General features: G+C 67.5%; 21 protein-coding genes and 3 tRNA genes. 11 read left to right on the top strand and 13 right to left on the bottom strand.

Annotated elements, in window-relative coordinates; genetic code table 11:
• Positions 1–241: 241 nt before the first annotated feature.
• On the bottom strand, positions 242–1621 hold the full coding sequence (locus AC6A67_RS11490) for a TolC family outer membrane protein (RefSeq protein ID WP_498036693.1): 1380 nt from the start codon (positions 1619–1621) through the stop codon (positions 242–244).
• Between the two features lie 44 nt (positions 1622–1665).
• Between AC6A67_RS11490 and AC6A67_RS11495 the strand changes: the two genes are divergently transcribed.
• Positions 1666–1818 carry a hypothetical protein gene (locus AC6A67_RS11495; RefSeq protein WP_498036694.1) on the top strand — a complete coding sequence of 51 codons (153 nt, stop codon included), beginning with the start codon at positions 1666–1668 and terminating at the stop codon, positions 1816–1818.
• A gap of 542 nt (positions 1819–2360) precedes the next feature.
• Here the strand turns inward: AC6A67_RS11495 and AC6A67_RS11500 are convergent.
• Both AC6A67_RS11500 and AC6A67_RS11505 read right to left on the bottom strand, forming a co-directional pair.
• Complete coding sequence (locus AC6A67_RS11500; RefSeq protein ID WP_498036695.1) at positions 2361–3014, bottom strand: protein-L-isoaspartate O-methyltransferase family protein; 654 nt, start codon at positions 3012–3014, stop codon at positions 2361–2363.
• A gap of 76 nt (positions 3015–3090) precedes the next feature.
• Positions 3091–3164, bottom strand: a tRNA-Cys gene (locus tag AC6A67_RS11505).
• A gap of 183 nt (positions 3165–3347) precedes the next feature.
• Between AC6A67_RS11505 and AC6A67_RS11510 the strand changes: the two genes are divergently transcribed.
• Together AC6A67_RS11510 and AC6A67_RS11515 are read left to right on the top strand one after the other, a co-directional pair.
• Positions 3348–3422 (top strand) — tRNA-Asn (locus AC6A67_RS11510).
• 65 nt (positions 3423–3487) lie between these two features.
• A tRNA-Asn gene (locus AC6A67_RS11515) sits at positions 3488–3562 on the top strand.
• Positions 3563–3724: 162 nt separating this feature from the next.
• On the opposite strand, the gene AC6A67_RS11520 is transcribed toward AC6A67_RS11515, so the two are convergent.
• Positions 3725–4300, bottom strand: a complete 576-nt coding sequence (locus AC6A67_RS11520) for a TetR/AcrR family transcriptional regulator (protein WP_498036696.1) — start codon at positions 4298–4300, stop codon at positions 3725–3727.
• 116 nt (positions 4301–4416) lie between these two features.
• Positions 4417–4686 (bottom strand): hypothetical protein, encoded by a 270-nt coding sequence (locus tag AC6A67_RS11525; RefSeq protein WP_498036697.1) that lies wholly within the window; start codon positions 4684–4686, stop codon positions 4417–4419.
• Positions 4687–4740: 54 nt separating this feature from the next.
• Between AC6A67_RS11525 and AC6A67_RS11530 the strand changes: the two genes are divergently transcribed.
• The 3 genes from AC6A67_RS11530 to sseA all read left to right on the top strand — a co-directional run bounded on the left by AC6A67_RS11530 (position 4741) and on the right by sseA (position 7929).
• Positions 4741–5511 carry a VOC family protein gene (locus AC6A67_RS11530; protein ID WP_498036698.1) on the top strand — a complete coding sequence of 257 codons (771 nt, stop codon included), beginning with the start codon at positions 4741–4743 and terminating at the stop codon, positions 5509–5511.
• Positions 5512–5801: 290 nt separating this feature from the next.
• Positions 5802–6629 (top strand): type IIL restriction-modification enzyme MmeI, encoded by an 828-nt coding sequence (locus tag AC6A67_RS11535; protein WP_498036699.1) that lies wholly within the window; start codon positions 5802–5804, stop codon positions 6627–6629.
• Positions 6630–7080: 451 nt separating this feature from the next.
• On the top strand, positions 7081–7929 hold the full coding sequence (gene sseA, locus AC6A67_RS11540; RefSeq protein WP_498036700.1) for a 3-mercaptopyruvate sulfurtransferase: 849 nt from the start codon (positions 7081–7083) through the stop codon (positions 7927–7929).
• A 265-nt stretch (positions 7930–8194) separates the two neighbouring features.
• Here the strand turns inward: sseA and AC6A67_RS11545 are convergent, their stop codons facing one another.
• Genes AC6A67_RS11545 through AC6A67_RS11560 form a run of 4 tightly spaced genes read right to left on the bottom strand, consistent with a single transcriptional unit; the run spans position 8195 to position 12532 of the window.
• Complete coding sequence (locus AC6A67_RS11545) at positions 8195–8968, bottom strand: amino acid ABC transporter ATP-binding protein (RefSeq protein ID WP_498036701.1); 774 nt, start codon at positions 8966–8968, stop codon at positions 8195–8197.
• The gene (locus tag AC6A67_RS11550) at positions 8965–10098 is read right to left on the bottom strand and encodes an amino acid ABC transporter permease (RefSeq protein WP_498036702.1); all 1134 of its coding nucleotides are present in this window, start codon (positions 10096–10098) and stop codon (positions 8965–8967) included. The genes AC6A67_RS11545 and AC6A67_RS11550 overlap by 4 nt, the downstream gene beginning before the upstream one ends.
• A gap of 9 nt (positions 10099–10107) precedes the next feature.
• Positions 10108–11436 carry an amino acid ABC transporter permease gene (locus tag AC6A67_RS11555; RefSeq protein WP_498036703.1) on the bottom strand — a complete coding sequence of 443 codons (1329 nt, stop codon included), beginning with the start codon at positions 11434–11436 and terminating at the stop codon, positions 10108–10110.
• Positions 11437–11476: 40 nt separating this feature from the next.
• Positions 11477–12532 (bottom strand): amino acid ABC transporter substrate-binding protein, encoded by a 1056-nt coding sequence (locus AC6A67_RS11560; RefSeq protein WP_498036704.1) that lies wholly within the window; start codon positions 12530–12532, stop codon positions 11477–11479.
• 710 nt (positions 12533–13242) lie between these two features.
• Between AC6A67_RS11560 and metC the strand changes: the two genes are divergently transcribed.
• Positions 13243–14433 carry a cystathionine beta-lyase gene (gene metC, locus AC6A67_RS11565; protein ID WP_498036705.1) on the top strand — a complete coding sequence of 397 codons (1191 nt, stop codon included), beginning with the start codon at positions 13243–13245 and terminating at the stop codon, positions 14431–14433.
• Positions 14434–14502: 69 nt separating this feature from the next.
• Complete coding sequence (locus tag AC6A67_RS11570) at positions 14503–15651, top strand: DUF4424 family protein (protein WP_498036706.1); 1149 nt, start codon at positions 14503–14505, stop codon at positions 15649–15651.
• A 131-nt stretch (positions 15652–15782) separates the two neighbouring features.
• On the opposite strand, the gene AC6A67_RS11575 is transcribed toward AC6A67_RS11570, so the two are convergent.
• From AC6A67_RS11575 to AC6A67_RS11585, 3 genes are all read right to left on the bottom strand, one after another.
• Positions 15783–16115 (bottom strand): lipid-A-disaccharide synthase N-terminal domain-containing protein, encoded by a 333-nt coding sequence (locus AC6A67_RS11575; protein WP_498036707.1) that lies wholly within the window; start codon positions 16113–16115, stop codon positions 15783–15785.
• Positions 16115–16861: a glycosyltransferase family 2 protein gene (locus tag AC6A67_RS11580; protein WP_498036708.1), complete on the bottom strand. Its 747-nt coding sequence runs from the start codon at positions 16859–16861 to the stop codon at positions 16115–16117. Before AC6A67_RS11580 ends, AC6A67_RS11575 begins: the two co-directional genes overlap by 1 nt.
• A gap of 287 nt (positions 16862–17148) precedes the next feature.
• Positions 17149–18921, bottom strand: coding sequence for an ArnT family glycosyltransferase (locus AC6A67_RS11585; RefSeq protein ID WP_498036709.1), 1773 nt, complete (start codon positions 18919–18921; stop codon positions 17149–17151).
• 478 nt (positions 18922–19399) lie between these two features.
• Here AC6A67_RS11585 and AC6A67_RS11590 point away from each other — a divergent pair, with 478 nt between their 5' ends.
• From AC6A67_RS11590 to AC6A67_RS11600, 3 genes are all read left to right on the top strand, one after another.
• Positions 19400–20134 (top strand): hypothetical protein, encoded by a 735-nt coding sequence (locus AC6A67_RS11590; protein WP_498036710.1) that lies wholly within the window; start codon positions 19400–19402, stop codon positions 20132–20134.
• A gap of 404 nt (positions 20135–20538) precedes the next feature.
• Positions 20539–20943, top strand: coding sequence for a hypothetical protein (locus tag AC6A67_RS11595; RefSeq protein WP_498036711.1), 405 nt, complete (start codon positions 20539–20541; stop codon positions 20941–20943).
• Positions 20944–21445: 502 nt separating this feature from the next.
• The gene (locus AC6A67_RS11600) at positions 21446–21895 is read left to right on the top strand and encodes a hypothetical protein (RefSeq protein ID WP_498036712.1); all 450 of its coding nucleotides are present in this window, start codon (positions 21446–21448) and stop codon (positions 21893–21895) included.
• Between the two features lie 609 nt (positions 21896–22504).
• Here AC6A67_RS11600 and AC6A67_RS11605 read toward each other — a convergent pair.
• Positions 22505–22849, bottom strand: coding sequence for an ArsR/SmtB family transcription factor (locus AC6A67_RS11605; RefSeq protein WP_498036713.1), 345 nt, complete (start codon positions 22847–22849; stop codon positions 22505–22507).
• Positions 22850–22949: the final 100 nt, after the last annotated feature.

A 22949-nucleotide genomic window follows, 5' to 3' on the forward strand; every position in this document is an offset into this window, starting at 1 on the left:
TGGTTGCTCCAGGACCGTCTCGGCCAGGCCGGGCAGTCGACAGGTCCTCGCGGGCAGATCGCCCGACCGCTCAGCCGGGCCATACGCCGGGCGCTGGTCGGCCCGGGCGCGAAACAATGCGCGACGCCAGCCGCTGCAATGGCAAACGGCGCTGCACCCTCAGGTGAAGCGCCGCCTTAATCAATTGATACAAGTCATTGATCTGACTGGGTTCGACCCACCCTAGCAGGCTTGGCCGCGCTCAGCGGCCGCCTGGCGTATCGAGGCCGATCCACTTGTCCTTGACCTGCTCGTAATGGCGCTTGGAGTCGTAATTGGCGACCCGGAGGCTGAGATCGCGGGCGGTAAGCCGGCCAATGGAGGCCATGAGATTGTACGAGGCCACGACGCGATCACGCTGGGCCACGACCAGCAGCACGCGCGAATTCAGCAAATCCTGCTGTGAGCGCAGCACGTCATAGGTGGTGCGCTGGCCAACCTTGGCCTCCTCGCGCACGCCTGCCAAAGCGATCTCATTGGCCTTGACCTGGGCGCTGGTCGCCTCGATCTGGGCGCGGGCCGCCTCGAGCATGCTCCAGCTCGACACCACGGCGGCGCGCACCTGGTCGCGGTAAATGTCGACGCTGATCTGGGCCTGGGTGGCGCGCTCCTTGGCCTGACGGGTCTGGGCGTAATACTGGCCGCCGTCATAAAGCGGCACCGTCAGCTGGGCGACGATGCTGGCGGACGAGGTGGCGTCGCCACGCACGCTGCTGTCGAAAGCGCGGGAGACATTGGCGGAAACACCGAGTTGGGGCAGCAGCGAGCTCTCGGCCACCTTGATCTGCAGATCGGCCGTGTCGGCGCCATGCAGCGCCGAGGCGATGGCCGGATGCTCACGCAGGCCGAGCGACACCGCAGCGGCAAGGGTTTTCGGCAGGCGCGGCTCCAGCGACTTGCCCGGCGCCAGCTTGCCCGGCTGCTCGCCGATCACCTGGCGATATTGGGCGATGCTGGTCTTCAGATTGGCTTCGGCGGCGGACAGCTGGGAACGGCCGCCGGCCAGCGCCGCTTCCGCCTGGGCGACGTCCGTGCGGGTCACCTCACCGACATTAAAGCGGTCCTGGGTCTGGCGCAGCTGCTCCTGCAACACCTCAAGGTTATTGCGCTGCAGATTCACCGTCGCCGTATCGCGCAGCACGTTCATGTAGGCGGTGGCGCCAGAGAGCAGCGTGTTCTGCTCCTGATTGCGGAGGGTCTCGCGCTCGCCGAACACCTGGGATTCTGCGGCGCGGGTCGAATTGAGGGTGCGCAGTCCGTCATACAACGGCTGGGTGATGCCGACGCCGACTGAACCAGGGAACAGGTCGCTGTTACCGCCGCCGGTGGGCATGCCATGGCTGTTGCGGGCGGTGTAGCCGGCGCTGGCGCTGGCGTTAATCCGTGGCCGCATGCCGGATTTGGCGATGGCGACGCCTTCGTCGGTGGCGCGCAATGAGGCGCGCTGGGTGTTGAGGGTCGGGTTGCCGAGATAGGCCTTGGCCAGCGCGCCATTCATGGTTTCAGCAGAGGCCGCCGTGGCCAGCATCATGACAAGGCCTGCCGCTGAGCTGAACAGGAGAGATCGCTTCAAACCGCGCATTGTCGTCACTTGCCTACCTCACCATGGCGTCCAGGACGCCGGCGATGTCTGGTCCGTCGCCGGACCCGAGCATCGCCACCAACCGATCACATCCGGGCTGGCCGGATCATCGCCTGCGCTTCGACTTGCGTCGCACGCCGGGCGCGGCGGTGCAGCCGGTTCGAATCCGGCTGACCACGTCGGTGGACAGTCGCTGAAATACCCCCTGCATGTCCAGTCGCCAGGCCGGTGTTAAGCATAAATTAACGCACGAAATTCCCGGCCCGGATTCGGAAACTGACCAGGTCAGCCGCAATATTGCCGACACAGAACTGACATGAAGCGAAGCAGCGCTGACCAGATGCAGGTTTTAGGCGAAGGTTTTCAACGCCGCCGGGCGAAAGCTGCTGCGATATCCGTACATTGGCCGGAATCTGCCGCGGTTCACTTGCACAAAAGCCACACCTATGTGGAAAAGCAGGCGGCGCTTTGACTCCGCAACTGGCGCGCGTGCTGCAGCGGCTGGCGGCGCGCTCTGTCGCCATGCGAGAGCGGCGCCATTCCCGGCGCGCGCAAGTCCGGCGCGCGGCGCCTCACGACGCCCCGCCTGGGCGCTGACACGAAAAAGGCCGGCGCAGGCCGGCCATCATCGTCGCATTTTTTTACGCGCATGGCGCAACAAGGTCACCACGCGCAAAGGCCGTTTACCTGTCTGCACGACAGCGCAACCGCCGGTCGCGAAAGGCCTCCGGCCCTGCCCTCAGAAGGTGAAGCCCGTGGCCTTCTCAAAGCCCGGCAGCACAGGCGCCCAGGCATTGACGATCACCGCCTGGCTGTCGACGCCAGCGTGACGACGCGTGATCACCATGCGATTGGCGTTATCGGTCGCGGCGATGCCGACGACGGCGCCGGCATCCGCCAGCTGCGCCAGCAGCGCTTCCGGCAGAAACTGATAGCCGCCATTGATCAGGATGGCGTCATAAGGGGCGTTGGCGGCATGGCCAGCGTTGAGGGCGCCTTGCACGACGGTCACGCCGTCAATGCCGTCGCTGGCCAGATTGGCGCGGGCGGCGTTGACCAGCTCCTCCTCCGCCTCGACGGCGGTGACCTGGGCGCCAAGGCGGGCGAGCAGCGCCGACACATAGCCTGCCCCACTGCCGATCTCGAGCACCTTCAGCCCCTTGAGCGGACCAAACGCCTGCAGCATGCGCGCCACGACCAGCGGCGGCAGCATGACGAGACCGCCGCCCAGCGGCGTCGCCACATCGGCATAAGCCATGGCCTGGGCGTCAGCCGGCACGTAGATTTCGCGCGGCGTTGCATCAAAGGCGGCGATGACGGAAAGGTCGGTGACGTCGAAGGTCCGCACCTGGCAATCTACCATGGTGCGACGAGCTGCGGCGAAATCCAGCATGACTGCCTCGGGCGGGGTCTCACGTGGGCCTCCCGCAGCGGGAACCCGGAACCGCCGGACGGGCGAAGTCAGTATATGGAGGCCTCGGAGGGAATCGAACCCCCGTGCAAGGATTTGCAGTCCTCTGCGTAACCACTCCGCCACGAGGCCTCTGACCGGGCTAATAGCCCAGACGCTGGCGAAAGGGCAACACCCCTCTTGCAGCTTTCGCCACTGTGGTGTGGACGACGTTACTTGTCCACACGTCCACAAGCTGGACCTCGCTTCCGGCGATTTGCGGCGACAGGACTTGCACGACCCGGATGCTTCAGCTACACCCCGGCCATCAAGTGATCCTCGGTAGCTCAGCGGTAGAGCAACCGGCTGTTAACCGGTTGGTCGCTGGTTCGAATCCGGCCCGGGGAGCCATCTTGCTTTCACGCAGGTGGTCTGTTTGATAAAGGCGTCGCCCATGGCGACGTGATGAGACGTGTTCCCCGGTAGCTCAGTGGTAGAGCAACCGGCTGTTAACCGGTTGGTCGCTGGTTCGAATCCGGCCCGGGGAGCCACTCTTCGCATCGAAGATGGCGCACACGTCACGAGGGATCGTTGATCCCGCCCTTCCCTTCATTGCATGCCGTCAACTTGCAGCGCTGGTCCAGGCACGAGCGTTCATGCCTGCCTGTTGGTGTGGCCCCCTGCTATCGGCATGCTTGCGCGTCTCACGCACGTCACTGCCGCTGCGTCGCAAGTCTGGCGAACAGCGCGCCCATGACGGCTGGCGAGCGGTCATCGGCCTGATTGAGCCATTCCAGCAAGAACGAGCACACCGCCCCGGCATAAAATACAAAGACATAGCGGTCGGCCCCGGGGGCGCTGCTCACCGGATTCGGGGTCGGCGCAAACGCGATCATCCGGGCGATCTGGCTGGTGAAGGCGCCCAGCGCGCCACTGCCGGCCTGACCGCTCAGAATGAGCCGGTAGAGACGTGGCTGCTGCCCGGCGCGTTCAAACGCATAGGCCGTCACGGTCTCCACCCATTCCGGATAGGTCGCGGTCGCCGCCTGTTGGCGCGCAAAGGCGAACTGGTCGGCGAGGTCCTCGCCCAAACGCTGCTCCAGCATGGCGTCGATATTGTCGAAATGCCGGTAAAACGTCTGCCGCCCGACATTGGCCCGCTCTACCAGCTCGGTGACGGTGATCTGCGGATAGGGCTTTTCGGCCAGCAATTGATCAAGCGCCGCATAAAGCGCGCGGCGACTCTTGCGCTGGCGCGCGTCCAGCCGTGGGGCTACCAGGCTCGTCATGACAGCTCCATGGGCAAGGTCGCTCCGTCAGCCGGGGCAACGCAGCGACGACGTCCCGGCAGGTCTGCGAGACATTTGCGTGACAATTTATCCATAAGCGCAAAGCGCCGCATGATCTACTGAACCTTGGTACGGCGCCGCGCGCCCGGTTTCCCGTCGCGATCACCTCCCTCGCTGCGTCTGCAACGGTCGAACTTCCGCTGGAAACTGTCGCAGGCGGCGGGCGGCATGATGGCGGCGGCGGCGTCCGCATGCATAATCGGCGTGATCATCGCGATCATCGTGAACGCCTGCGCCTCGCCATCCGACGCCGTCGTCGGGCAGGACTGGCCCAGGCTCAAAACCAACAAGAATAGCGCTGGTCTGGCCGCAGTGGCGCGGGCCATGCGCGCAAGGCCCCGACGCATCGCACTGCAGATGGGGCCGAACGGGAGAACGCCATGGCTGACTATTTCCGCTTGCGCCAGATTGCGCTGGCGACAGACGATCTCGACCGCGCCATCGCCGACATTCAGCATATCTTTGGCGTGCGCCTCGCCTATCAGGATCCGCATGTCGCCAAATATGGCCTGCACAATGCGCTGTTCCCGTTTGGCCTGGCCTTCATCGAGGTGGTGGCGCCGTTTGAAGACAACACCGCCGCCGGCCGGTTCATGCAACGCACCGGCGGCGTCGGCGGCTATATGGCGATCTTCAATTGCAGCGACCCGCTACGGCGCGGCGCCCACGCCGCCGCCATGGGTGTGCCCACCGCCCACGCCATTGAGGATGGCAATTTCACCGGCGTGCAATTGCACCCGGTGCAATGCCGCGCCACGATGATCGAGTTCGATCACACGCCGGGCGAGTTCGATCCCAAGGGGCCCTATTACCCGGCGGGCGGCGACGGCTGGCAGCACGCCCTGTGCGACGAGGTCACCACCGGCATCCGTGAGATCATCGTCGAGAGCCCGACGCCGCATGACCTCGGCGCCCATTGGTCACGCCTGATCGAACGCCCCTACCAGGCTGAAGGCGATGGCGGTCACATCGCCGTCGACATGATCAATATCCGCTTCGTCAAAGGCGCCGATGGCGTGCGCGAAACCCTGCGCGGCGTGGTGGTCGAAAGCCGTGACCCGGCTGGGGTCCACGCCCGCGCGGCGGAGCGCGGCTATCCGGCGGATAGCGACGGCTTCGCCCTGTGCGGCGTACGCTTCTCGGCGGTCTGATCAGCAGTCTGCGGCGATGTCAAACTGGCCGCACGGGGGCGTCGCCCTGTGCGGCGTTCCTGTGCGGCGCCGCATTGCGTCTGCGACCGGCGCCTTTCTGCGTCACGAGGCCTGTCTTCCGGCGCGCCGCCAGCCTGCGATGCGCCGCCGCACGCATGCCGCGCATTGACGCAATGTCGTGATAGTAACCACAAGTAGAATTGCATAACCTCAAGTAGATCGATCCAATATGGACTCTCCACGGACGATGCGCGACATTATATGCGCGACGGGTCGACGGAGGTGCGGAAATGAGCTTGACATCCATCAATCATTTGATTGACGAGTCCCAGGACGGCATGTCTGGTGAGCGCGCCAATGCGCAATTATTCATTCTGAGACTGTGCGATGCGCTGAATTTGCAAACACCAGACTTTGCGCGTGCTTGCGATGGCGACAATCACTATGTGTTTGAGAAGAGCGTCAGCTTCGGCGCGTTGAATGGCCGCCAGCGCAATGGCCGCATTGATCTCTACAAGCGCGGCTGCTTCGTGCTCGAATCCAAGCAGTCCAGCCTCGGTCGTCCTCCCCTTGCGGCGCGCGCACAAGGCCGCGCCGCCCCGACCAGCGACATGGGCCGGACCGGCGCCGCGCTCCTGCCCGGGCAGGCGCCGCCGGACGTGGCCGCCATGGCCCGCTGGCGGCGGGCCATGACAGCGGCGCGATTGCAGGCCGAGAATTACGCGCGGGCGCTGGCGGAGCCGCCGCCCTTCCTCATCGTCCTCGACGTCGGCCATGTGCTGGAGTTGTACGCCGATTTTTCCGGCGGCGGCGGCGCCTATCTGCCGTTTCCGGATGCGGCGCGGCACGCCATTCGCATGGAGGACCTGCGTCGCCCCGACATTCAGCGCCGGCTGCGGCTGATCTGGACGGATCCGCTGGCGCTCGCCGGCGAGTTACGCGCCGCCCCTGCCTGTGACGACACCCTGTCGCGCTATCTGCTTGAGCGCACCATGCGTCGGCTGGCGCGCGGCGTGCGGGAAAGCCAGCGGCCGGCCGGCGAAGCTGCGCTGGCGCAGCGGTTCGCGCCTTATCTGGGGCTGCATGCCCGTGACGGCAGTTGTCGCATGCTGGTGTGACGGCCTGCAGAAAACCAGGGCCGCGCGCCGGTCGCCGAAGGCCTAGGCTGTGCGCTTCAACCGCCGAACGGGCGCGCGGCGGCAGTTCTTGCGGAAGGCAGCGCTTGCGGAAGGCGGCGCTTGCGGAAGGCGGCGCTTGTGGCGGCCTTGACCTGGCGTGTGGCTGCTGTGCATCCCTGCCCGGCTCACGGATGATCACGGCGCGGCGACGGTCATTGGCGCCGCGTCGCCCTGCAGGGCTGTTCCCTACGCGCGCATGGCGGCGGCAGCTGGGCACGGGTGCATGCGGGCCGCTCTTGAGTCTCACGCGAAGGAGTGCAATCTGCTGCTGGGGGGCATCAGGCATCGTCACGCTTCGTCGCTAACATCAGGTATCCGCCCGGATTTGCCGGCCAGGAACACCGGCACGCAGCGTGACGCAGGACGGGTCGCCGCCCGCACGGAGAACAGCGTGTCCACATCAAATTTCGTCACCACCTCCTGGCTCGCCGAGCAGCTGGCGGGCGATGCGCCGCCAGCGGTGGTCGATGGCTCCTGGTACATGCCGGCGGATGCGCGCGATCCGCAGGCGGAGTTCGAGGCCGGTCACATTCCTGGGGCTGTGCGGCTGGATATTGACCAGGTCGCCGACCGCGCGTCGGGCCTGCCGCATATGATGCCGACGCCGCAGGCCTTCGCCGAGGCGGCTGGCACCCTCGGCCTCAGCGCTGAGACGCCCATGGTCGTCTATGATGGGGCGGGTCTGTTTTCAGCGCCGCGGGTCTGGTGGATGCTGCGGGTGATGGGCGCCCGGCAGGTGTCGATCGTCGCTGGCGGGCTGCCGCAATGGCGGTCCGAGGGGCGTCCGCTCGAAACCGGCCCTGCCCGGCCTAAGCCCGCCGTGTTCAGGCCAGCGCCCGTGGCCGACGCCGTGGCCGCCAGCGCCGACATGCGGGCCTTTATCGCCAATGGCCAGCGACAGATCATCGATGCGCGCTCTGCCAACCGCTTTACCGGCGCCGCGCCCGAGCCGCGCGCCGGCCTCGCCTCGGGCCATATGCCCGGCGCCCGCAATGTGCCGTCGGGCACGCTGATTGCTGACGGCCGTCTGAAGCCCACGGCTGAATTGCGCGCCGTCTTCGCTCAGGCCGGCGTGGACATCGCCGCCCCCACCGTCACCACCTGCGGCTCCGGCGTCACCGCCGCCACCCTGGCGTTGGCGCTGCATGAGCTCGGCGCGCCCTTGCCCAGGCTGTACGACGGTTCATGGACCGAATGGGGGGCGCTGGCCGATGCGCCGGTAGCCACCGGACCCGCCTGAGTACAGGCGCGGCCGCTGACGCATGTGCGGCAATGACGTTGGCCCGGCGCCGCTGCAGTGAGGGTAAGCCCTGCTGCAGTGCGCGTGAGCGCCGCCGCAGGCTGGCCTGGCGACCGCGTTAGTCTGACGGGCTTCACAGCCGCCCCAATCTACACGGCGTCAGCCGCCGCGCCGTCCGGGACGCGCGCGTCAGGTGAGGCGTCCGGGCGCGGCCGGTTTCGCCGTGACGCCGCCGCCTCGCCCCTCACCGATCACCATCCGCGCCTCACTCGCCCAGCACCTGACTGAGGAAGGCGCGGGTGCGCTGCTGTTTCGGCGCGGTGAAGAACACCTCGGGGCTGGCCTCCTCGACGATCTGGCCTGCGTCCATGAAGATCACCCGGTCGGCGATGCGGCGGGCGAAGCCCATCTCATGGGTGACGCACAGCATGGTCATGCCGTCCTCGGCCAACTCGACCATGACGTCCAGAACCTCCTTGACCATTTCCGGATCCAGCGCCGAGGTCGGCTCGTCGAACAGCATGATGCGCGGGTTCATGCACAGGGCGCGGGCGATGGCGACGCGCTGTTGCTGGCCGCCAGACAGCTGGCCTGGATATTTATGGGCCTGTTCGGGAATGTGCACCCGCTGCAGCAACGCCTGCGCCTGCGCTTCGGCGTCGCTGCGGCTCAGGCCGCGCACCCTCATGGGCGCCAGCACGCAATTCTCCAGCACCGTCAGATGCGGGAACAGGTTGAACTGCTGAAACACCATGCCGACCTCGCGGCGCACCCGGTCGATGCTGCGCAAATCGCGGGTCAGGGCGATGCCGTCGACGATAATGTCGCCTTGCTGGTGTTCCTCCAGCCGATTGATGCAGCGGATCAGCGTCGACTTGCCCGAGCCTGATGGCCCGCAAATCACCACCCGCTCGCCGCGCCGCACCGTCAGATCAATGGCCTTCAGCACCTGGAAGGCGCCATACCATTTGCTGACGCCACGCATGTGCACGGCCACAGGGTCGGCGACGGCTGCATCCTGTCCGGTGTGCGGGCTCATGTGCGGCTCCCTGCCATGGCGAGACGCCTTTCCATCGCCGCCGAATAGCGGGACATGGCGTAACAGCAGATGAAATAGAAAATCGCGGCGGCGGCGTAGCCGGTCGAGGTGGTGACGGGCGTCGCCCAGGCCGGATCGCGGGTGCTGGCGTTGATGGTGGTCAGCAAATCAAAGATGCCGACGATGGTGACCAGGGTGGTGTCCTTGAGCAGGCTGATAAAGGTGTTGACGATGCCAGGGATGACCAGGGTCAGAGCCTGCGGCAGGATGATGGTCAAATGGGTCTGCCAATAGCCGAGCCCGAGCGCGGCGGCGGCCTCATACTGGCCCTTGGGCAGCGCCTGCAGCCCGCCGCGGATCACCTCGGCGAGGCCCGCCGCCGCGAACAGGCAGACGCCGACCATCACCCGGATGAGCGGATCAGGCAGCACGCCCGGCGGCAGAAACAGCGGCAGCATACGGTTGGCCATGAACAGCACCGCAAGCAGAGGCACGCCGCGCACCACCTCGATGAACACGGTCGCCGCCGCCCGCACCACCGGCATGTGCGAGCGCCGCCCCAGGGCAAGCAGAATGCCCAGCGGCAAGGAGGCGATGATGCCGACCAGCGAGATCACCAGCGTCACCAGCACGCCGCCCCACAGATTGGTCGGCACGCTGACCAGGCCGGAGTAGCCCGGGCCATAAAGCAGGATCCAGGCGATGAACGGGAATGGCCCGATCAGCGACAGCAGCGCCGCCCGCCGGAACGGGGCGCGCGGGTGCAGGGCCCAGACTATATTGAGCGCGCACAGCGCCATGGCCAGATTGGGCCGCCAGCGCAGCTCGGCCGGATATTGGCCATAGATAAAATAGCCGATGCGATTGAAGACGAATGGCCAGCAGGCGCCGGTCTTGCCGCCATTGTTGGCGGCGAGGCAGGCCTCGCGGTCGACGCCGCTCCACACCGCGTCGAGGATCAGGAATTCCACCGCCGGGCGCAGCAGCACCCAGAGGACGCCGAGAGTCAGCAACGTCAGCAGGGCGTTGAGCGGTGATGACACGAGGCTCTTCAGCCCGGCGATGAAGGGGCTGCTGTCGGCGCCATGGGGTGGCGGCGCGGGCCTCGCGGCGAGGTTGAGATCAGTCATGGCCCGCCCTCACCGTTCCACCAGCGCCATACGGGCGTTCCACCAGTTCATCAGCGCGGCGGTCAGCAGCGACAGCGTCAGATACACCGCCATGATCAGCGAGATCACCTCCAGCGCCTGGCCGGTGTTCTGCAGCACGGGTCCTGCGCCGATCAGCACCAGCTCGGGATAGCCGATGGCCACGGCTAGCGAAGAGTTTTTGGTCAGGTTGAGATATTGGCCGGTCAGCGGCGGGATGATCACCCGCAGCGCCTGCGGAATGACGATCAGGCGCAGAATCTGGCCTTCGCGCAGGCCGAGCGCTCGCCCCGCCTCGCGCTGGCCCCGGCTGACCGACTGGATGCCAGAACGCACCACCTCGGCGATGAAGGCGGCGGTGTACAGCGCAAGGCCAATCACCAGCGCCACGAATTCGGGCAGCAGCGTCACGCCGCCGCTGACGTTGAAGCCGCGCAGCTCGGGCCACGTCGCGGCGAGGTCGCCATGCATGGCGCCGGTGGTCATCACCATCAGCACCACCGGCAGCGCCAGCAAAAGCGCGAGCGAGGCGAGCAGCGTCGGCGCGCCGCGCTGGCCGCGCGCCCGGCGGCGCCGGCTCCACCACCCCAGCGCCAGCGAGATCGCCAGCGCCAGCACGACTCCGGCGAGCAGCGCGCGCCAGCCGGTGGAATCGACCGGCCACGGGCTGTAGAGGCCGCGATTGTTGAGCAGAAATCCGCCGGGGATGGCGATCGACTGGCGCGGCCCCGGCAGGGGCTTGAGCACCAGATTGTACCAGACCAGCAATTGCAGCAGCAGCGGCGTATTGCGGAACAGCTCGATAAAGGCGCTGGCGCTGCCCGACAGCAACACGTTCGATGACAGCCGCGCTACGCCGATGGCGAAGCCGAGCACCGTGGCGATGACGATGGCGATCAGCGACGCCGCCAGCGTATTGCCGAAGCCAGCCAACAGCGCCTGGGCGTAGCTGTCGCCAGCCTTGAACGGCAGGAGCGAGCCGGTGATGTCGAAATTGGCCGGCGCGCCGAGGAAGTCGAAGCCATAAGTGATGTTGGAGGCGCGCAGATTGGCCATGACATTGGAGCCGGCCCAGACAAACACGCTGGCGACGCCCAACATTAGCAGCGCCTGCCAGACGAAGGCGCGCAGCGCCGGATCGCCGAGCCAGCCGCGCCGGGGTGGGCCTGGCGGCAGGCCGAAGGGCGCGCCGCCCGCCCCGCCGCCGGCATGCGACGGCGCCTCTGCGCCGCCCGCGCCTGCGGCGGTCAGGCCCGCCATCCACCGCTCCTGCCCCAGCCGCTGCGCCGCATCACCCCCGGCTTCGCCATCTCGCTGCACCCACGCCTCCACGCTCACTCCGGACTGCCGGCTCGCTGTTTCAGCGGATCGGCGGCGCGTACATGATGCCGCCCTTGTTCCAGAGATTGTTGAGGCCGCGCGGAATCTTCAGGCGGGTCTCCGGGCCGAAGTGGCGATCATACACCTCGCCATAATTGCCGACGGCCTTGACCACATTGGTCAGCCAGTCTGGTTGCAAGCCGATGGCCGCGCCCATTTTGTCCTCGACGCCGAGCATGCGGCGCAGCTCCGGATTGGTCGATTGCGCCTTCTCCGCCACATTGGCTTTGGTGACGCCAGCGTCTTCAGCCGCGATCAGGCCATAGCCGACCCAACGCACCAGATCGAACCATTGATCATCGCCCTTGCGCACCACGAGGCCAAATGGCTCGCGGGAGATGATCTCGGGCAGCACCGCGTGTTCACTGGGGTCGGTCAGCCTGAGACGCTCGGCGTAAAGCGCTGACGAATCGCTGGTGAAGGCGTCGCAGCGCCCGGCGTCATAGGCGCGGATGGTCTCGGCGGCGCTGCCAAACGAGACGATCTCGTATTTCATATTATGCGAGCGGAAATAATCGGCGAGATTGAGCTCATGGGTGGTGCCCTGCTGCACGCAGATGCTGGCGCCGTTCAGCTCCAGCGCCGATTTCACGCCCAGCTTGTTGCGGGCCAGAAAGCCCTGGCCATCGTAAAAATTCGGCGCGGCGAAGCTGGCGCCCAGCGCGGTGTCGCGCGACATGGTCCAGGTGGTGTTGCGCACCAGCACATCGATCTCGCCGGTCTGCAGCGCGGTGAAACGGTCCTTGGCGGTCAGCGGCACATATTTGACCTTGTCGGGATCGCCGAAAATCGCGGCGGAGATCGCCCGGCAATAGTCGATATCGAAGCCGGTCCATTTGCCCTTGTCGTCGGGCACGCCGAAGCCGGCGAGGCCGGGATTGGCCCCGCAGATCAGCTGGCCGCGCTCCTTGACCTTGTCGAGCACGCCCGCCGCAGCCGGCGTGGCGCCCCAAACGCCTGCGGATGCGGCCACGAATGCGGCCATGGATGCAGCGAGGCTGCAGGCGATGGTCTTCAGGGTGGTCGCCCGTTTCATCGGTCAATCCTTTCAGGCCAGGAAGGCGCATGCCGCCCCGGCTGGTTGGTCTGGCTGCGGTGGCGGTCGCCCCGCAGGGATAAAGGCGCCAGCTGCCGAAACGAGCCGTGCAAGGGCGGCGTTCGAGGCGCTGTGGCGATCAATGCGTCTCCGGCGTCGTCATGGACCTGGCGCCTCCGCCCGTCGGTTGCGGCTGCGCTAAAAGGCACGCCGCATGACAGGGCGGCAAGGGCGCGAGGTCAACCCCTTCATGGCGAAGGATGTGGCGCAGGCGCTTGTGGTGGGCGCAAGTGCGGGCCTGGCGGCCAATGTGTTCGATGGCAGAGCAAGCATCGCGCCGACGCCGCCCCCAGACGGTGACGCTACGGCGAGCGGCGTGGACTGCTTGACGGGCGGCGCGCCGGCGTCGCACATCAGTGGCGGCGTCGCTGCCAGGCGCGCCAACGTCCTCCCATGGCGGCGTGACGCTACGACGGCCACACGACTGACGCCGATAGCGCAGCTGGCGCAGCTCATGCCCGCCTGGCTGGAGCCTTACGGCGCGTCGTTGGCTGGCGCATGGCGCGAGCCTGGGCTGACGCAAGGCGCTAGCGCAGCGCCCCACAATTGGGATGGACGGGTCGAGGCCATCAGCTTCATGGTGGCCGGGTGTGACGTAACAATCGGCAAAGGCCAACCCCTCAGGGGGCGCCGCCTGTGGGAAATGATCGATGCGAAAACTTGGCGATGATGAACTGCGCCAGCTCTCCAGCCGCACCCGGCTCGTGCTGGGCGGCCGCAATCCGGCGGAGCAGTTTGGCTATGTGAACACGCCGATCTACCGGGGCTCCACCGTGCTGTCGCCGGATGCGGCGTCGTTGCGCCGTGGCGATGCGCGCTTCACCTATGGCACCCACGGCACCCCGACCACCGAGGCGCTGGAGACCGCCTGGACCGAGCTGTCCGGCGCCGCCGGCACGGCCCTGGTCCCCTCCGGCCTCGCCGCGATCTCGCTGGCGCTGATGTCCTGCGTCAAGGCGGGCGACCACATCCTGATCAGCGATTCCGCCTACCGCCCCACCCGGCGCTTCTGCGATACGGTGCTGAAGCGCATGGGCGTCGAGACCACCTATTACGACCCCTATCTGGGCGCCGACATCGCCAGCGTCATGCGCCCCAACACCAGCGCCGTGCTGGTCGAGGCGCCAGGCTCGCAGAGCTTCGAGGTGCAGGATGTGCCGGCCATCGCCGCCGTGGCGCACGCCGCCGGCGCCCTGGTGCTGATGGACAATACCTGGGCGACGCCACTGTTCTTCCCGCCGCACGCCCGTGGCGTCGATCTGGCCATTGAGGCGGGCACCAAATATCTCGGCGGCCACTCCGACCTGCTGCTTGGCCTTGTCTCGGCCAATGAACGCGCCCTGCCCGCGTTGCGCCGCACCGCCGAAGCCTTCGCCATGTGCGCCGGGCCTGAGGATTGTTTCCTCGCCCTGCGCGGCCTGCGCACCATGGAATTGCGTCTGCGCGAGGCCGAGCGCCAGGGCCTCGCCCTCGCCCGCTGGCTAGAAGCCCGGCCTGAGGTGAAGAGCGTGCTGCATCCGGCGCTGGAGAGCCACCCGGATCACGCCATCTGGAAGCGCGATTTCCTCGGCTCCAGCGGCCTGTTCAGCGTCGTGCTGCAGCCGGTTCCCGATAGCGCCGTCGACGCCATGCTCGATGAGCTGGCGCTGTTCGGCATGGGCTATTCCTGGGGCGGCTATGAGAGCCTGGTCATCCCCTTCGACTGCGCCTCCTATCGCACCGCGACGCGCTGGAGCCCGGACGGGCCCGCGCTGCGCTTCCAGGTGGGCCTCGAGCACATCGACGATCTCACCGCCGATCTGGAACGCGGCTTCGCCCGCCTGAGGGCCGCGGCGGGCTAAGGGTTCTGCCGAGAAGCTGCGGCGCGGCGAGGTCCGCCAGCAGCTAGCGGGCGGAAGATGGGGGATGACATGACGGACTGGGGGGCCGCGCTGGCCCATAGTGCGGCGACGCAGCCTGGCGCAAGGCGCAGCCTCGCGGCAAAGGCGCGTTGGCTGGCGCTGGGGCTGACGGCGTCGGCGCTCGCCTTCTCCGCCACCGCCCTTTCCGCCGCATCGGCTGAGCCCGCCGGGTCGGCGATGGCGATGGCGACGTCGGCGGCGGTCGCCGCCGGGTCCCGCATCGCCCTCGCCGCCCCGGTGCTGGCGGTGACGCGGCCTCCCGAAGTGCAGCTGCGGCTGCTGGAGCTGACCATCACCCCAACCGAGCTGCGCGGCCGCCAGGTGTTTCGCAACACGGCGTCGCGCGACATCGGGGCCATCGTCGCCTTCACCGCCCCCGATCTCGACGCCGCCAGCCCCGGCTTTGGTTATCTGGCCATCCCCAGGCCAGAAGAAGTGAACTTCATGGATGTCTCCGCCAGCGTCGGCGGTCGCCCGGTGTCGCTGCAGGTCGAGGCGCACGCCTATGGCGCAGGGCTGGATCGCACGCCGCTACTCGAGGATCTGGGCGTGCCGCTGGCGCCAGCCTCCGAGGCCGCCTGGCGCGCCCTCGGCAGGCTGACGCCCGCTGCGGTGGCCGATCTGTTTGGGGCAGGTCTGATCGACGTGGAGCAGATCGGCGCTGCGCGCGAGCCAAGGCCGCGCTGGCTGCTGCGGACCACGTGGCACTGGCCGCAACTGTTCCCGGCGGGCGAAGAGGTCACGCTGGAATGGCGGCGGCGGCTTTCGGTCGGCGCGGCGACGCCCGCCGTCGCCAGCCTGCGCACCCCGGCCGCCGTCAGCCGCCAGCAGGACTATTGCGCGACCGTGGCCACGGCGCAGGCATCCGCTATCGCCGCCGGCAATGGCCCCGGCGCCGACTGGCTGCACGAGCAGACCGCCAATGTCCATGTCAGCACCGGCCCGGCGTTCGCCGGTCCTGCTGAAACGGTGGATATTCGCATTGAGGCTGGCGACAGCGGCCTCGCTCTCGCCAGCTGCTTCCCCGGCCTCATCCAGGAGAAGCCCGGCGTCTGGCGGGCCAGGCGTCAGAATGTGGTGATGGATGAGCCGCTGAAGCTGATGTGGCTCGCACCGGGCCAGACCGCCAGCCAAGGCGCGCCGCCAGCAGAAGAGTGACGCTCGACGAGCCGTGACGCCAGCCGAGCAGTGACCCCAAGCTTAACACTGACGCCAGCCTGATGCTGCGGCAACTGCGGGCGCCATGAGCTGGACAATGCCTGCCTGGCGACTGTCGCTGCGGCCAGGTCTCAGTTGGTTTCGCTCTGGTTCTGCTTGCTGCGGCGGATCAGCGCCAGGTTGCGCACATAGATGAACACGCTGAGCGCCTGGCCAAGAATGATCACCGGCTCGCGCTTGTACAGGCCATAGACCAGAGTGATGATGCCGCCGCCGATGGAGAAGAACCAGAAGGCGACCGGCACGACGCTGCGCCCGGCCTTTTCACTGGCCAGCCATTGCACGACGAAGCGCATGCCGAACAGCAGCTGGCCGACCAGCCCCAGCACCAGCCACATATCGGCGCGGGCGACGAACACGTCATACAGATATCCGCCGATATCATGCGACAGCTGGATCAACATCAGCGCAGCTCCTGCACCTGTGTCGGCGGCTTGCGACGACGGATCAGCCACCACACCCCGACAAGATCAAGAATGCCGACCCAGAGCCGGTCGAAGAACCCATAGTTGGAGACGCCCGCGAGGCGCGGCCGGTCGATGACGTCGACCAGTTCAACCCCATGGCCGTCGCGACGCACCAGCGCCGGCATGAACCGGTGCAGCGCGTCGAAATAGGGCAATTGCAGATAGACCTCGCGGCGCACCGCCTTGAGGCCGCAGCCAGTGTCGCGGGTGCCGTCCTTGAGGATGGCGCCGCGCACCCGGTTGGCGATGCGCGACTGCATGCGCTTGAAGCCAGTGTCCTTGCGGCCGACGCGCTGGCCCGCCGCCATGCCGACGCCTGGGCCAGCCTCCAGCAGCTTGCGCACCAGCGGCGGAATGAAGGCCGGATCGTTCTGGCCGTCGCCGTCGATGCTGACCACCACCGGGGCCCGGGCCGCCAGCACGCCGCTGCGCACGGCGGCGCTCTGGCCGCGCGATTGGGCATGGCGCAGCCGCCGCAGCCATGGCCGCGTGCTGGCCAGCTCCGCCAGCTCATCGGCGGTGGCGTCGGTCGAGCCGTCGTCCACGTAAATCACCTCGAACGGGCCAAGCTCGTGGCAGGCGGCGGCGATCTCATTGACCAGCGGGGCGACGTTGCCGGCCTCGTTCTTGACGGGCACGATCACGGACACCACAGGGAGGTCGGTTGCTTCGCTCAAGGGCATGGCTTTCCAAATCAGGGCCTGCGCAGGGACCCCGTGCATGCGCGCCGTGGCGCCGGCTGTCTCGTCCGGGCGCCGCTCCGCGACCCTGCGCCGGACCGCTGGCATAAGCGCCAGCCGCCGACCACAGGCGCGTCAGGCGGCCAGGCTGCGCACATAGCAAGCGACGGGCGTGGCCGCAATGCGGCGCAGTGCTCCCGCCCTTCGCGCCGCAGCACATGCACACGCGACATGTCACGCGCGTCAGGCACGAGCCCCCCGCCTTGCGCAGCGGCGCCGGCAGGCGCAGCTCATGTGCCTGGCGCGCGCCCCACCACCCACACGCCGATATCGAGGCGCTTGCCGCCATTGAGATTGAAGCCCTTCACCCGCTGGGCGAGCTGCGGCGCCCGCGCAGGATCCACGGCGCTCTCGGCCAGCCGCGCCCGGAACACCTGCTCGTCCGGCGCATTGAGGAAGGCGACGCGGCAATCGCCATGGCGCAGCCAGTCAGCGGCGGCGGCGCCGTCGGCCATCACCAGATCGGTGCGGGTCAGGAACACCAGGCTCGGTTCGCGATAGCCCGCGGTCAGCGCCTTCATGTCGGTGCAGCCAGTGTCGATGGCGGCCTGACGCAGCGCCTCGCCGAGCCGTGGCGAGGTGCGCAGGCCAGTCAGCAGCGGCTGCGCCACGCCCAAAACCGCGGTGATGAACACCACGGAGGCGGCCAAGGACAGAAGCGCCGCGCGCCAGATCCGCCCGGCGCAATAGGCCAGCCAGGCGACGATAGCGATGGCGGCGGCGATGATCAGACCTGGCAGGATGATCCACGGCACGGCGCCATCCAGCGCCCAGGCGGCGGAGGGCAGCAGCAGCAGCGCCGCCACCGGAATCAACGGCAGCAGCAGCATGGCAGGACGTGCGCCCCAGCGCTGGTCCGGGGCCAGCTGGCCATTGACCAGCGCCCGCGCCGCCAGCAGCGCCAGCGCCGGATATAGCGGCAGCACGTAATGCGGCAATTTGGTCGGCACCGCTTCAAACACCAGCCAGGCCGGAATCACCCAGGCAAGGGCGAAAGCCACCACATCATTGCGGCGCTCGCGCCACCAGGTCTGCGCCGCCACGGCGACGAATGGCGCCAATGGCCAGGCGGTGCCGAAGAACGCCAGCAGATAGGCGCCGGGCGGGCCCCAGTGCTTCTCCTGGCCGCTGCCGACCTTGCCGAGCATGTCCTTGCCGACGGCTTCGGCGAAAAACGCGCCTTTGGTCTCAATGGTGATGGCGATGAACCAGGGCAGCACCAGCGCCAGCGCCAGCAGCAGGCCGCTGAGCGGACGCAGGGCCAGCAGCCAGCGCCCGGACCGCAGCCAGATGCTCAGCGCGATGGCAGGCAGCGCCACGATCATCAGGCCCACCGGCCCCTTGATCAGGAACGATGCCGCCAGCGCGCCCCAGAACAACAGCCGCACCGACAGCGGCAGCGCCGCCGTGTCGCGTGACCGCGGCGCCCAGGCCCTGGCCAGCCCGCCCATCATCGCCACGCAGCAGGCGGTGAGCATGGCGTCGGTTTTGGCAAGACGCGCTTCCACGGTGAGCAGGATGGTGGCGGCGAAAAAAGCGGCGGCGAACAGCGCGACGCGACGGCTGCCGAAGGCCAGCAAAGCCCAATAGGTGAGCAATACCGCCGCGATCGCCCCGAGCAGCGACGGCAGGCGATAGACGGCGATAGTGGCGCGCGCCTCAGGAACCCCGAGAGATTCGGCCAGATGCACCGCGCCGACCTGCATCCAGTAAATGCCGACCGGCTTCTTGTTGCGCGCCTCGTCCTGGAAGCGGATGGCGATGTGGTCGCCGGTCTCCATCATCTGCTTGCTGGCCTGGGCGAAGCGCGGCTCGTCGCGGTCCATCGGCTGCAGGCTGGAGAAACCAGGCAGAAATAGCGCCAGCGACAGCAGCAGCAACACCAGCACCGCCCGCAAGTGCGAGGCCTCACACCAGCCTAGCAAGGCGTCGGCGCGTCGGTCGCCTGGGGCGATGGGCGCGACGGTTGCGGCCATGGAGGGGGGCGGGTTGACGTGTTGCATGGGTTCACCTTGCAGGACGGCCAACGCGGGCAGCCAGGCTGCTGCGCGCTCGCACGCCAGAGACCGGCCGCCCCGGAGGGCGACCGCGACAATGCCAGACCCACTTAGAGCATGATCCGCGCAAAACGAAACGGAACCTGACGGATTTGGTCAGTCATGATCGTTGCAGATCGGCGCAAGTCGCTACAGAATCGTGGTCTGCCTGACGTAAGGGCGGCTCAAGCGTGCAGCGGCCCCGCCCGGCGCGCGGCCCGATCCCGCGAGCGGCGCGGCCCGGTGACGGCGCCGCGAGGACATCCCATGGCTGACATGCGCCTGCCTGACGTCGGAGGCGACTGGCGCGCCTGCTTCCCTTCGGGCACTATTGCCGCATAACGCTGCTGCATGCGCCCGCGATCGCCGCCATGTGACCAGGAACACCTGTCCTGAGGTCGCTATTCGGAGGTCGCCGCAGACCCGTTCAGGCAGAGAGGGACCGGTGAAAAAACCGCAACGGAATCATGGCGCCGCCCCTGAGGCGAACGCCGATGGCGGCGACCGCCCCGCTGAGGGCGGCGCGACTCATCTGTCGATGGCGGGCTTTGCCAAGCTGGATGCCGAGGCCACGGGGCCCAGTGGGGAGGCGAGCCGCGTGTTGCGCCTCAGCCCGGACGTTTCCGGCGAGGCGGGCGCCAGCAGGCGTCAGCGTCGCGGCGGGGCCAGGCCTGGAGCCGCCCAGCAGCGCGCGGCCCACGATCGCGACGGCGCCCCCACGCGCCGCCACATTGGCGAGGTTTCGACGCGAGCCCAGGCCCGCTCCGTAGCGGAAGACGCCGTGCTGCGCCGGGTCGCAGAGGTGCTCGACGGGATCGACGACGTCGCGCCGTCGCCCAGGGGGCACGATCGGCGCCCTGCCCCCACGTCTGCTCAGGATCGCGGCGGCGCTCACGGCCAGCCAGTCCCCACCGCAACCGCGGCCGCTGATGTGATGGTGTTACGGGCTGGGCTGGAGGATTGCCTGTGCCACCTCGCCGAGCTTTACGGCGTGGAAATTCTGGATGCGTTTCTCGGGCGCCGCCTGAACGAAAGCATCGCGCCGATGCTGGCCCGGGCCGCGACCATGGAGGATCCGGTGATGCGCTGGCGCACCCAGCAACACGCCGCCGCCGCCGGGCAGCTGCTGCGCGATACCGTGGCAGCGGTGCGCCGGGATCCCACACCGCCCGAGGATTGAGACAGTTGCACGCCTTTCTGGAGATGTCCGCGGGTCCGCCAGCTACCGTCCGTGGGCCGCTTCACCGCCGATCGCGACCTTGGGGCGCGTTGCGCCAGGCCGGCGCTTGCAGTTTGGTTCCGGCGCGCACCCAGCCCGCTGGGCCGGTTAAACCCTTGGGAACCCTGTTGACGCTATCGTGGCCGCATCGGGCGCGATTCCTGTCGCAATTTCACCTGTTCGCCCCATAATCCCGCCCAGATGGCGTCACTCACGGCCAGTTGGCCGCCGGCGCCAGCGTGGCCGCGGCAGAGCTGCTGTCGCACTGTCACGGTGGACTGGTGGGCCGACCTGGGCGCGCGCCCCAGCCCGGATTCTGGCGACACGGCCACTCTGGTCCTGCCGCCGCACTGCGAGGTTTGAAGATGTATAAAGCTCTCGTCGCCCTGACCGCGATCACACTGCTGACCGCTTGCCAGTCCACCGGCCAGCGCACCGCCAATCTGTCGCCCACGCAGCTGCAGGCTGCCAAGGCGCGCGACGCGGAGATCGCCAGGACCGAGATCGCCCGTTGCGACCAGACCTCGGCCACCATCGTCGATTCGACCAAATGCAAGGCAGCGGTTCGCGAGCGCTACATCACACCTTACGCTTCGCCGGAAGAGCAGCGCATTTCGCGCATCCTCGTGGCGCAGAACATCGCTCTGGCCGAAAAAATCCAGCGCGGCGAGCTCACCGAAGCCCAGGCCCGCGAACAATACGCCGCCATTGTCCGCTCGGTGATGGACCAGGAGCGCCAGCAGCACCAGCGGCGCAACCGCCGCAGCTGATGCTGCTGCGCATGGCCTCTGGCCGAAGCGCGGCGCATTCGGGCGCTGTGGGCCATTGCGCCATCGGGTTGCGGCGAAGCGCGGCGAGAGCATGGCTCTTGCTCAACACCCCTTGATGCCGGCCCCCTTGATGCCGGCCTGGGCGGCTGCATGGCGGCCGCCCGATCCTCGCCCGACGACGTTGTCGCCGCCATGTCGCGGTCACCGGCGCTATACCCTTGCAAGCCAGTGATGTGGCGCCCGACACGGCCGTACTGGCACGACTGGCCCAACCATTGGCGGCCTTCACAGATGGTGGGATCTGCTGCGTACGGGGCAGCGTTGCAGCGCAGGGCCGCCTCCTGCCTCACGGCCGCGCCACTCTGTCGGCGCGCCCCCGGCAGGGACAAGCTCGCCGCCTCTGATGCGACAGGCCCCAGCCGCGGCGCAACCCGGCGCATCTGTACAGGCGAGCTGCGCCTTGGGCGCCGACGATTGTCGCAGATGCAGCCCTTGGGTTTTCGTGCACACTGACCTTAACAAGAGCGATTATTGGGGGTGGAGCGTGCCATTCAGTGACGGCAAAAACCGTATCCGTCTGGACCGGAGCATCGTGCGGGTCATGAGCGCCAACGCCGATGGGGTTCATCTGGAGATATTGCCGACGCGGGGCCCGATTGGCGGCATCTCGGTGTTCATCAACCGGGCGTCACTGCCGGATCTGCTGGCTGGCGTCGCTGCCTGTCTCGCGCTTCAGGAGACGACCGACCCGTCGGAGCGACCGCTCCCCCCCGCCCCTCACGACGTCCATCCTGCCGAAGAGACCGCCAGATCCGGCGCGCCCGCGCCCGAAGGCGCCCCCGCCGACAGCGCAGCCGAGATCTGGCTGCGTGGGGCGGCGCCGTCACGCGATGAGGGCCGCTACAAGGATGTGCTCGATCCCCCCTCATTCTGGCGCCGGCGGCGCAGCTAGGCGGCGTCGCAGCGCGCACGGCGGCGTGTGAGTAGTGACCCACGGGAAATTGCTCTGGTCACCATAGACCTTCCAGAAGACACTTCGGTTGCGTCTCGTATTGCGCGCGAATGTCGGGCGGTTTGCGCCCAAGGAATTTTCCATCCCTCGTCTGGAATCGTTGCCCCTGCCCTCGACCTTCCGAAAGCGAGAGGTGGACGACCGACTGTCCTCAGCCAATGCCGGCCAGCCCTGGATGATCGCGATCGCTAGCTTACGCTTCACCGACCAGCGTTCAATGCCCGTCGACGATGGTCAGACTGTTGCTACTTCCTCGCTCGTTGCATGAGCGGGTTGCACCGGGCCATTTCACACCCGGATTTCACGTTTCCGACCTGCACTCCCCGACAATCTGTGTTGAGCCCCAAAAAAACCAGTTTTAAACAGGATGTTTGGCGGCGACCAGGTCACCACGAAACCACAGCCATAGTGCAATCCCTTGATCAACGCGGACGGGCGCATGCCCGCGTGGCGTTGCGGATACTGTATCGCGGATCTTGCGGAAGCCAGACCGACGCTGCCAGGACGACGCTGCCAGGAGTGTGCGGCCATGACTGCGCCGCCAGCAGCTCATTGTCCTGGGGCGCAATAGGTTCGGTAGAGCGCTTCCATGATCGCTGCGATGCGCTGATCGGCGATGCGGTAATAAATGGTCTGGCTTTCGCGCCGCGTGCTGACGATCGCCTCCGCCCGCATGCGGGCGAGATGCTGGGACAGCGCGGACTGGGACAGACCAACGGCGTCAGCCAGCGAGGAGACATTGGCCTCGCCCTGCTCCGCCAGCTTGCACAGGATGAGTAGTCGACGCTTGTTGGCGAGCGCGCGCAGGACGTCTGCGACCTCCCCTGCTTTCTGCTCCAGCAGCTCCATATCCATTCCTGGCATGGGCGCGCCGCCCGTCGCCGTCACCTGCATGTTCGTCTCCGCTTCGGACGCCTCCGGGTCCCCCCTGGCGCCGCAAATAGTTAATCGCCCACGCCGCCCCAGCGTCATTCCGATGGCGCCTGCCCATGCT

Source organism: Camelimonas sp. FR25 (assembly GCF_059740505.1).

Coding starts and splice junctions, on each gene's coding strand:
- AC6A67_RS11525 (WP_498036697.1), bottom strand. CDS start 4,686: ATGGCCCGCGCCACTGCGGCCAGACCAGCGCTATTCTTGTTGGTTTTG.
- AC6A67_RS11520 (WP_498036696.1), bottom strand. CDS start 4,300: ATGACGAGCCTGGTAGCCCCACGGCTGGACGCGCGCCAGCGCAAGAGT.
- AC6A67_RS11560 (WP_498036704.1), bottom strand. CDS start 12,532: ATGAAACGGGCGACCACCCTGAAGACCATCGCCTGCAGCCTCGCTGCA.
- AC6A67_RS11495 (WP_498036694.1), top strand. CDS start 1,666: ATGTCTGGTCCGTCGCCGGACCCGAGCATCGCCACCAACCGATCACAT.
- AC6A67_RS11585 (WP_498036709.1), bottom strand. CDS start 18,921: ATGCAACACGTCAACCCGCCCCCCTCCATGGCCGCAACCGTCGCGCCC.
- AC6A67_RS11500 (WP_498036695.1), bottom strand. CDS start 3,014: ATGCTGGATTTCGCCGCAGCTCGTCGCACCATGGTAGATTGCCAGGTG.
- AC6A67_RS11545 (WP_498036701.1), bottom strand. CDS start 8,968: ATGAGCCCGCACACCGGACAGGATGCAGCCGTCGCCGACCCTGTGGCC.
- AC6A67_RS11530 (WP_498036698.1), top strand. CDS start 4,741: ATGGCTGACTATTTCCGCTTGCGCCAGATTGCGCTGGCGACAGACGAT.
- AC6A67_RS11535 (WP_498036699.1), top strand. CDS start 5,802: ATGAGCTTGACATCCATCAATCATTTGATTGACGAGTCCCAGGACGGC.
- AC6A67_RS11580 (WP_498036708.1), bottom strand. CDS start 16,861: ATGCCCTTGAGCGAAGCAACCGACCTCCCTGTGGTGTCCGTGATCGTG.
- AC6A67_RS11575 (WP_498036707.1), bottom strand. CDS start 16,115: ATGTTGATCCAGCTGTCGCATGATATCGGCGGATATCTGTATGACGTG.
- AC6A67_RS11490 (WP_498036693.1), bottom strand. CDS start 1,621: ATGCGCGGTTTGAAGCGATCTCTCCTGTTCAGCTCAGCGGCAGGCCTT.
- AC6A67_RS11595 (WP_498036711.1), top strand. CDS start 20,539: ATGTATAAAGCTCTCGTCGCCCTGACCGCGATCACACTGCTGACCGCT.
- AC6A67_RS11605 (WP_498036713.1), bottom strand. CDS start 22,849: ATGCAGGTGACGGCGACGGGCGGCGCGCCCATGCCAGGAATGGATATG.
- metC (WP_498036705.1), top strand. CDS start 13,243: ATGCGAAAACTTGGCGATGATGAACTGCGCCAGCTCTCCAGCCGCACC.
- AC6A67_RS11570 (WP_498036706.1), top strand. CDS start 14,503: ATGACGGACTGGGGGGCCGCGCTGGCCCATAGTGCGGCGACGCAGCCT.
- AC6A67_RS11550 (WP_498036702.1), bottom strand. CDS start 10,098: ATGACTGATCTCAACCTCGCCGCGAGGCCCGCGCCGCCACCCCATGGC.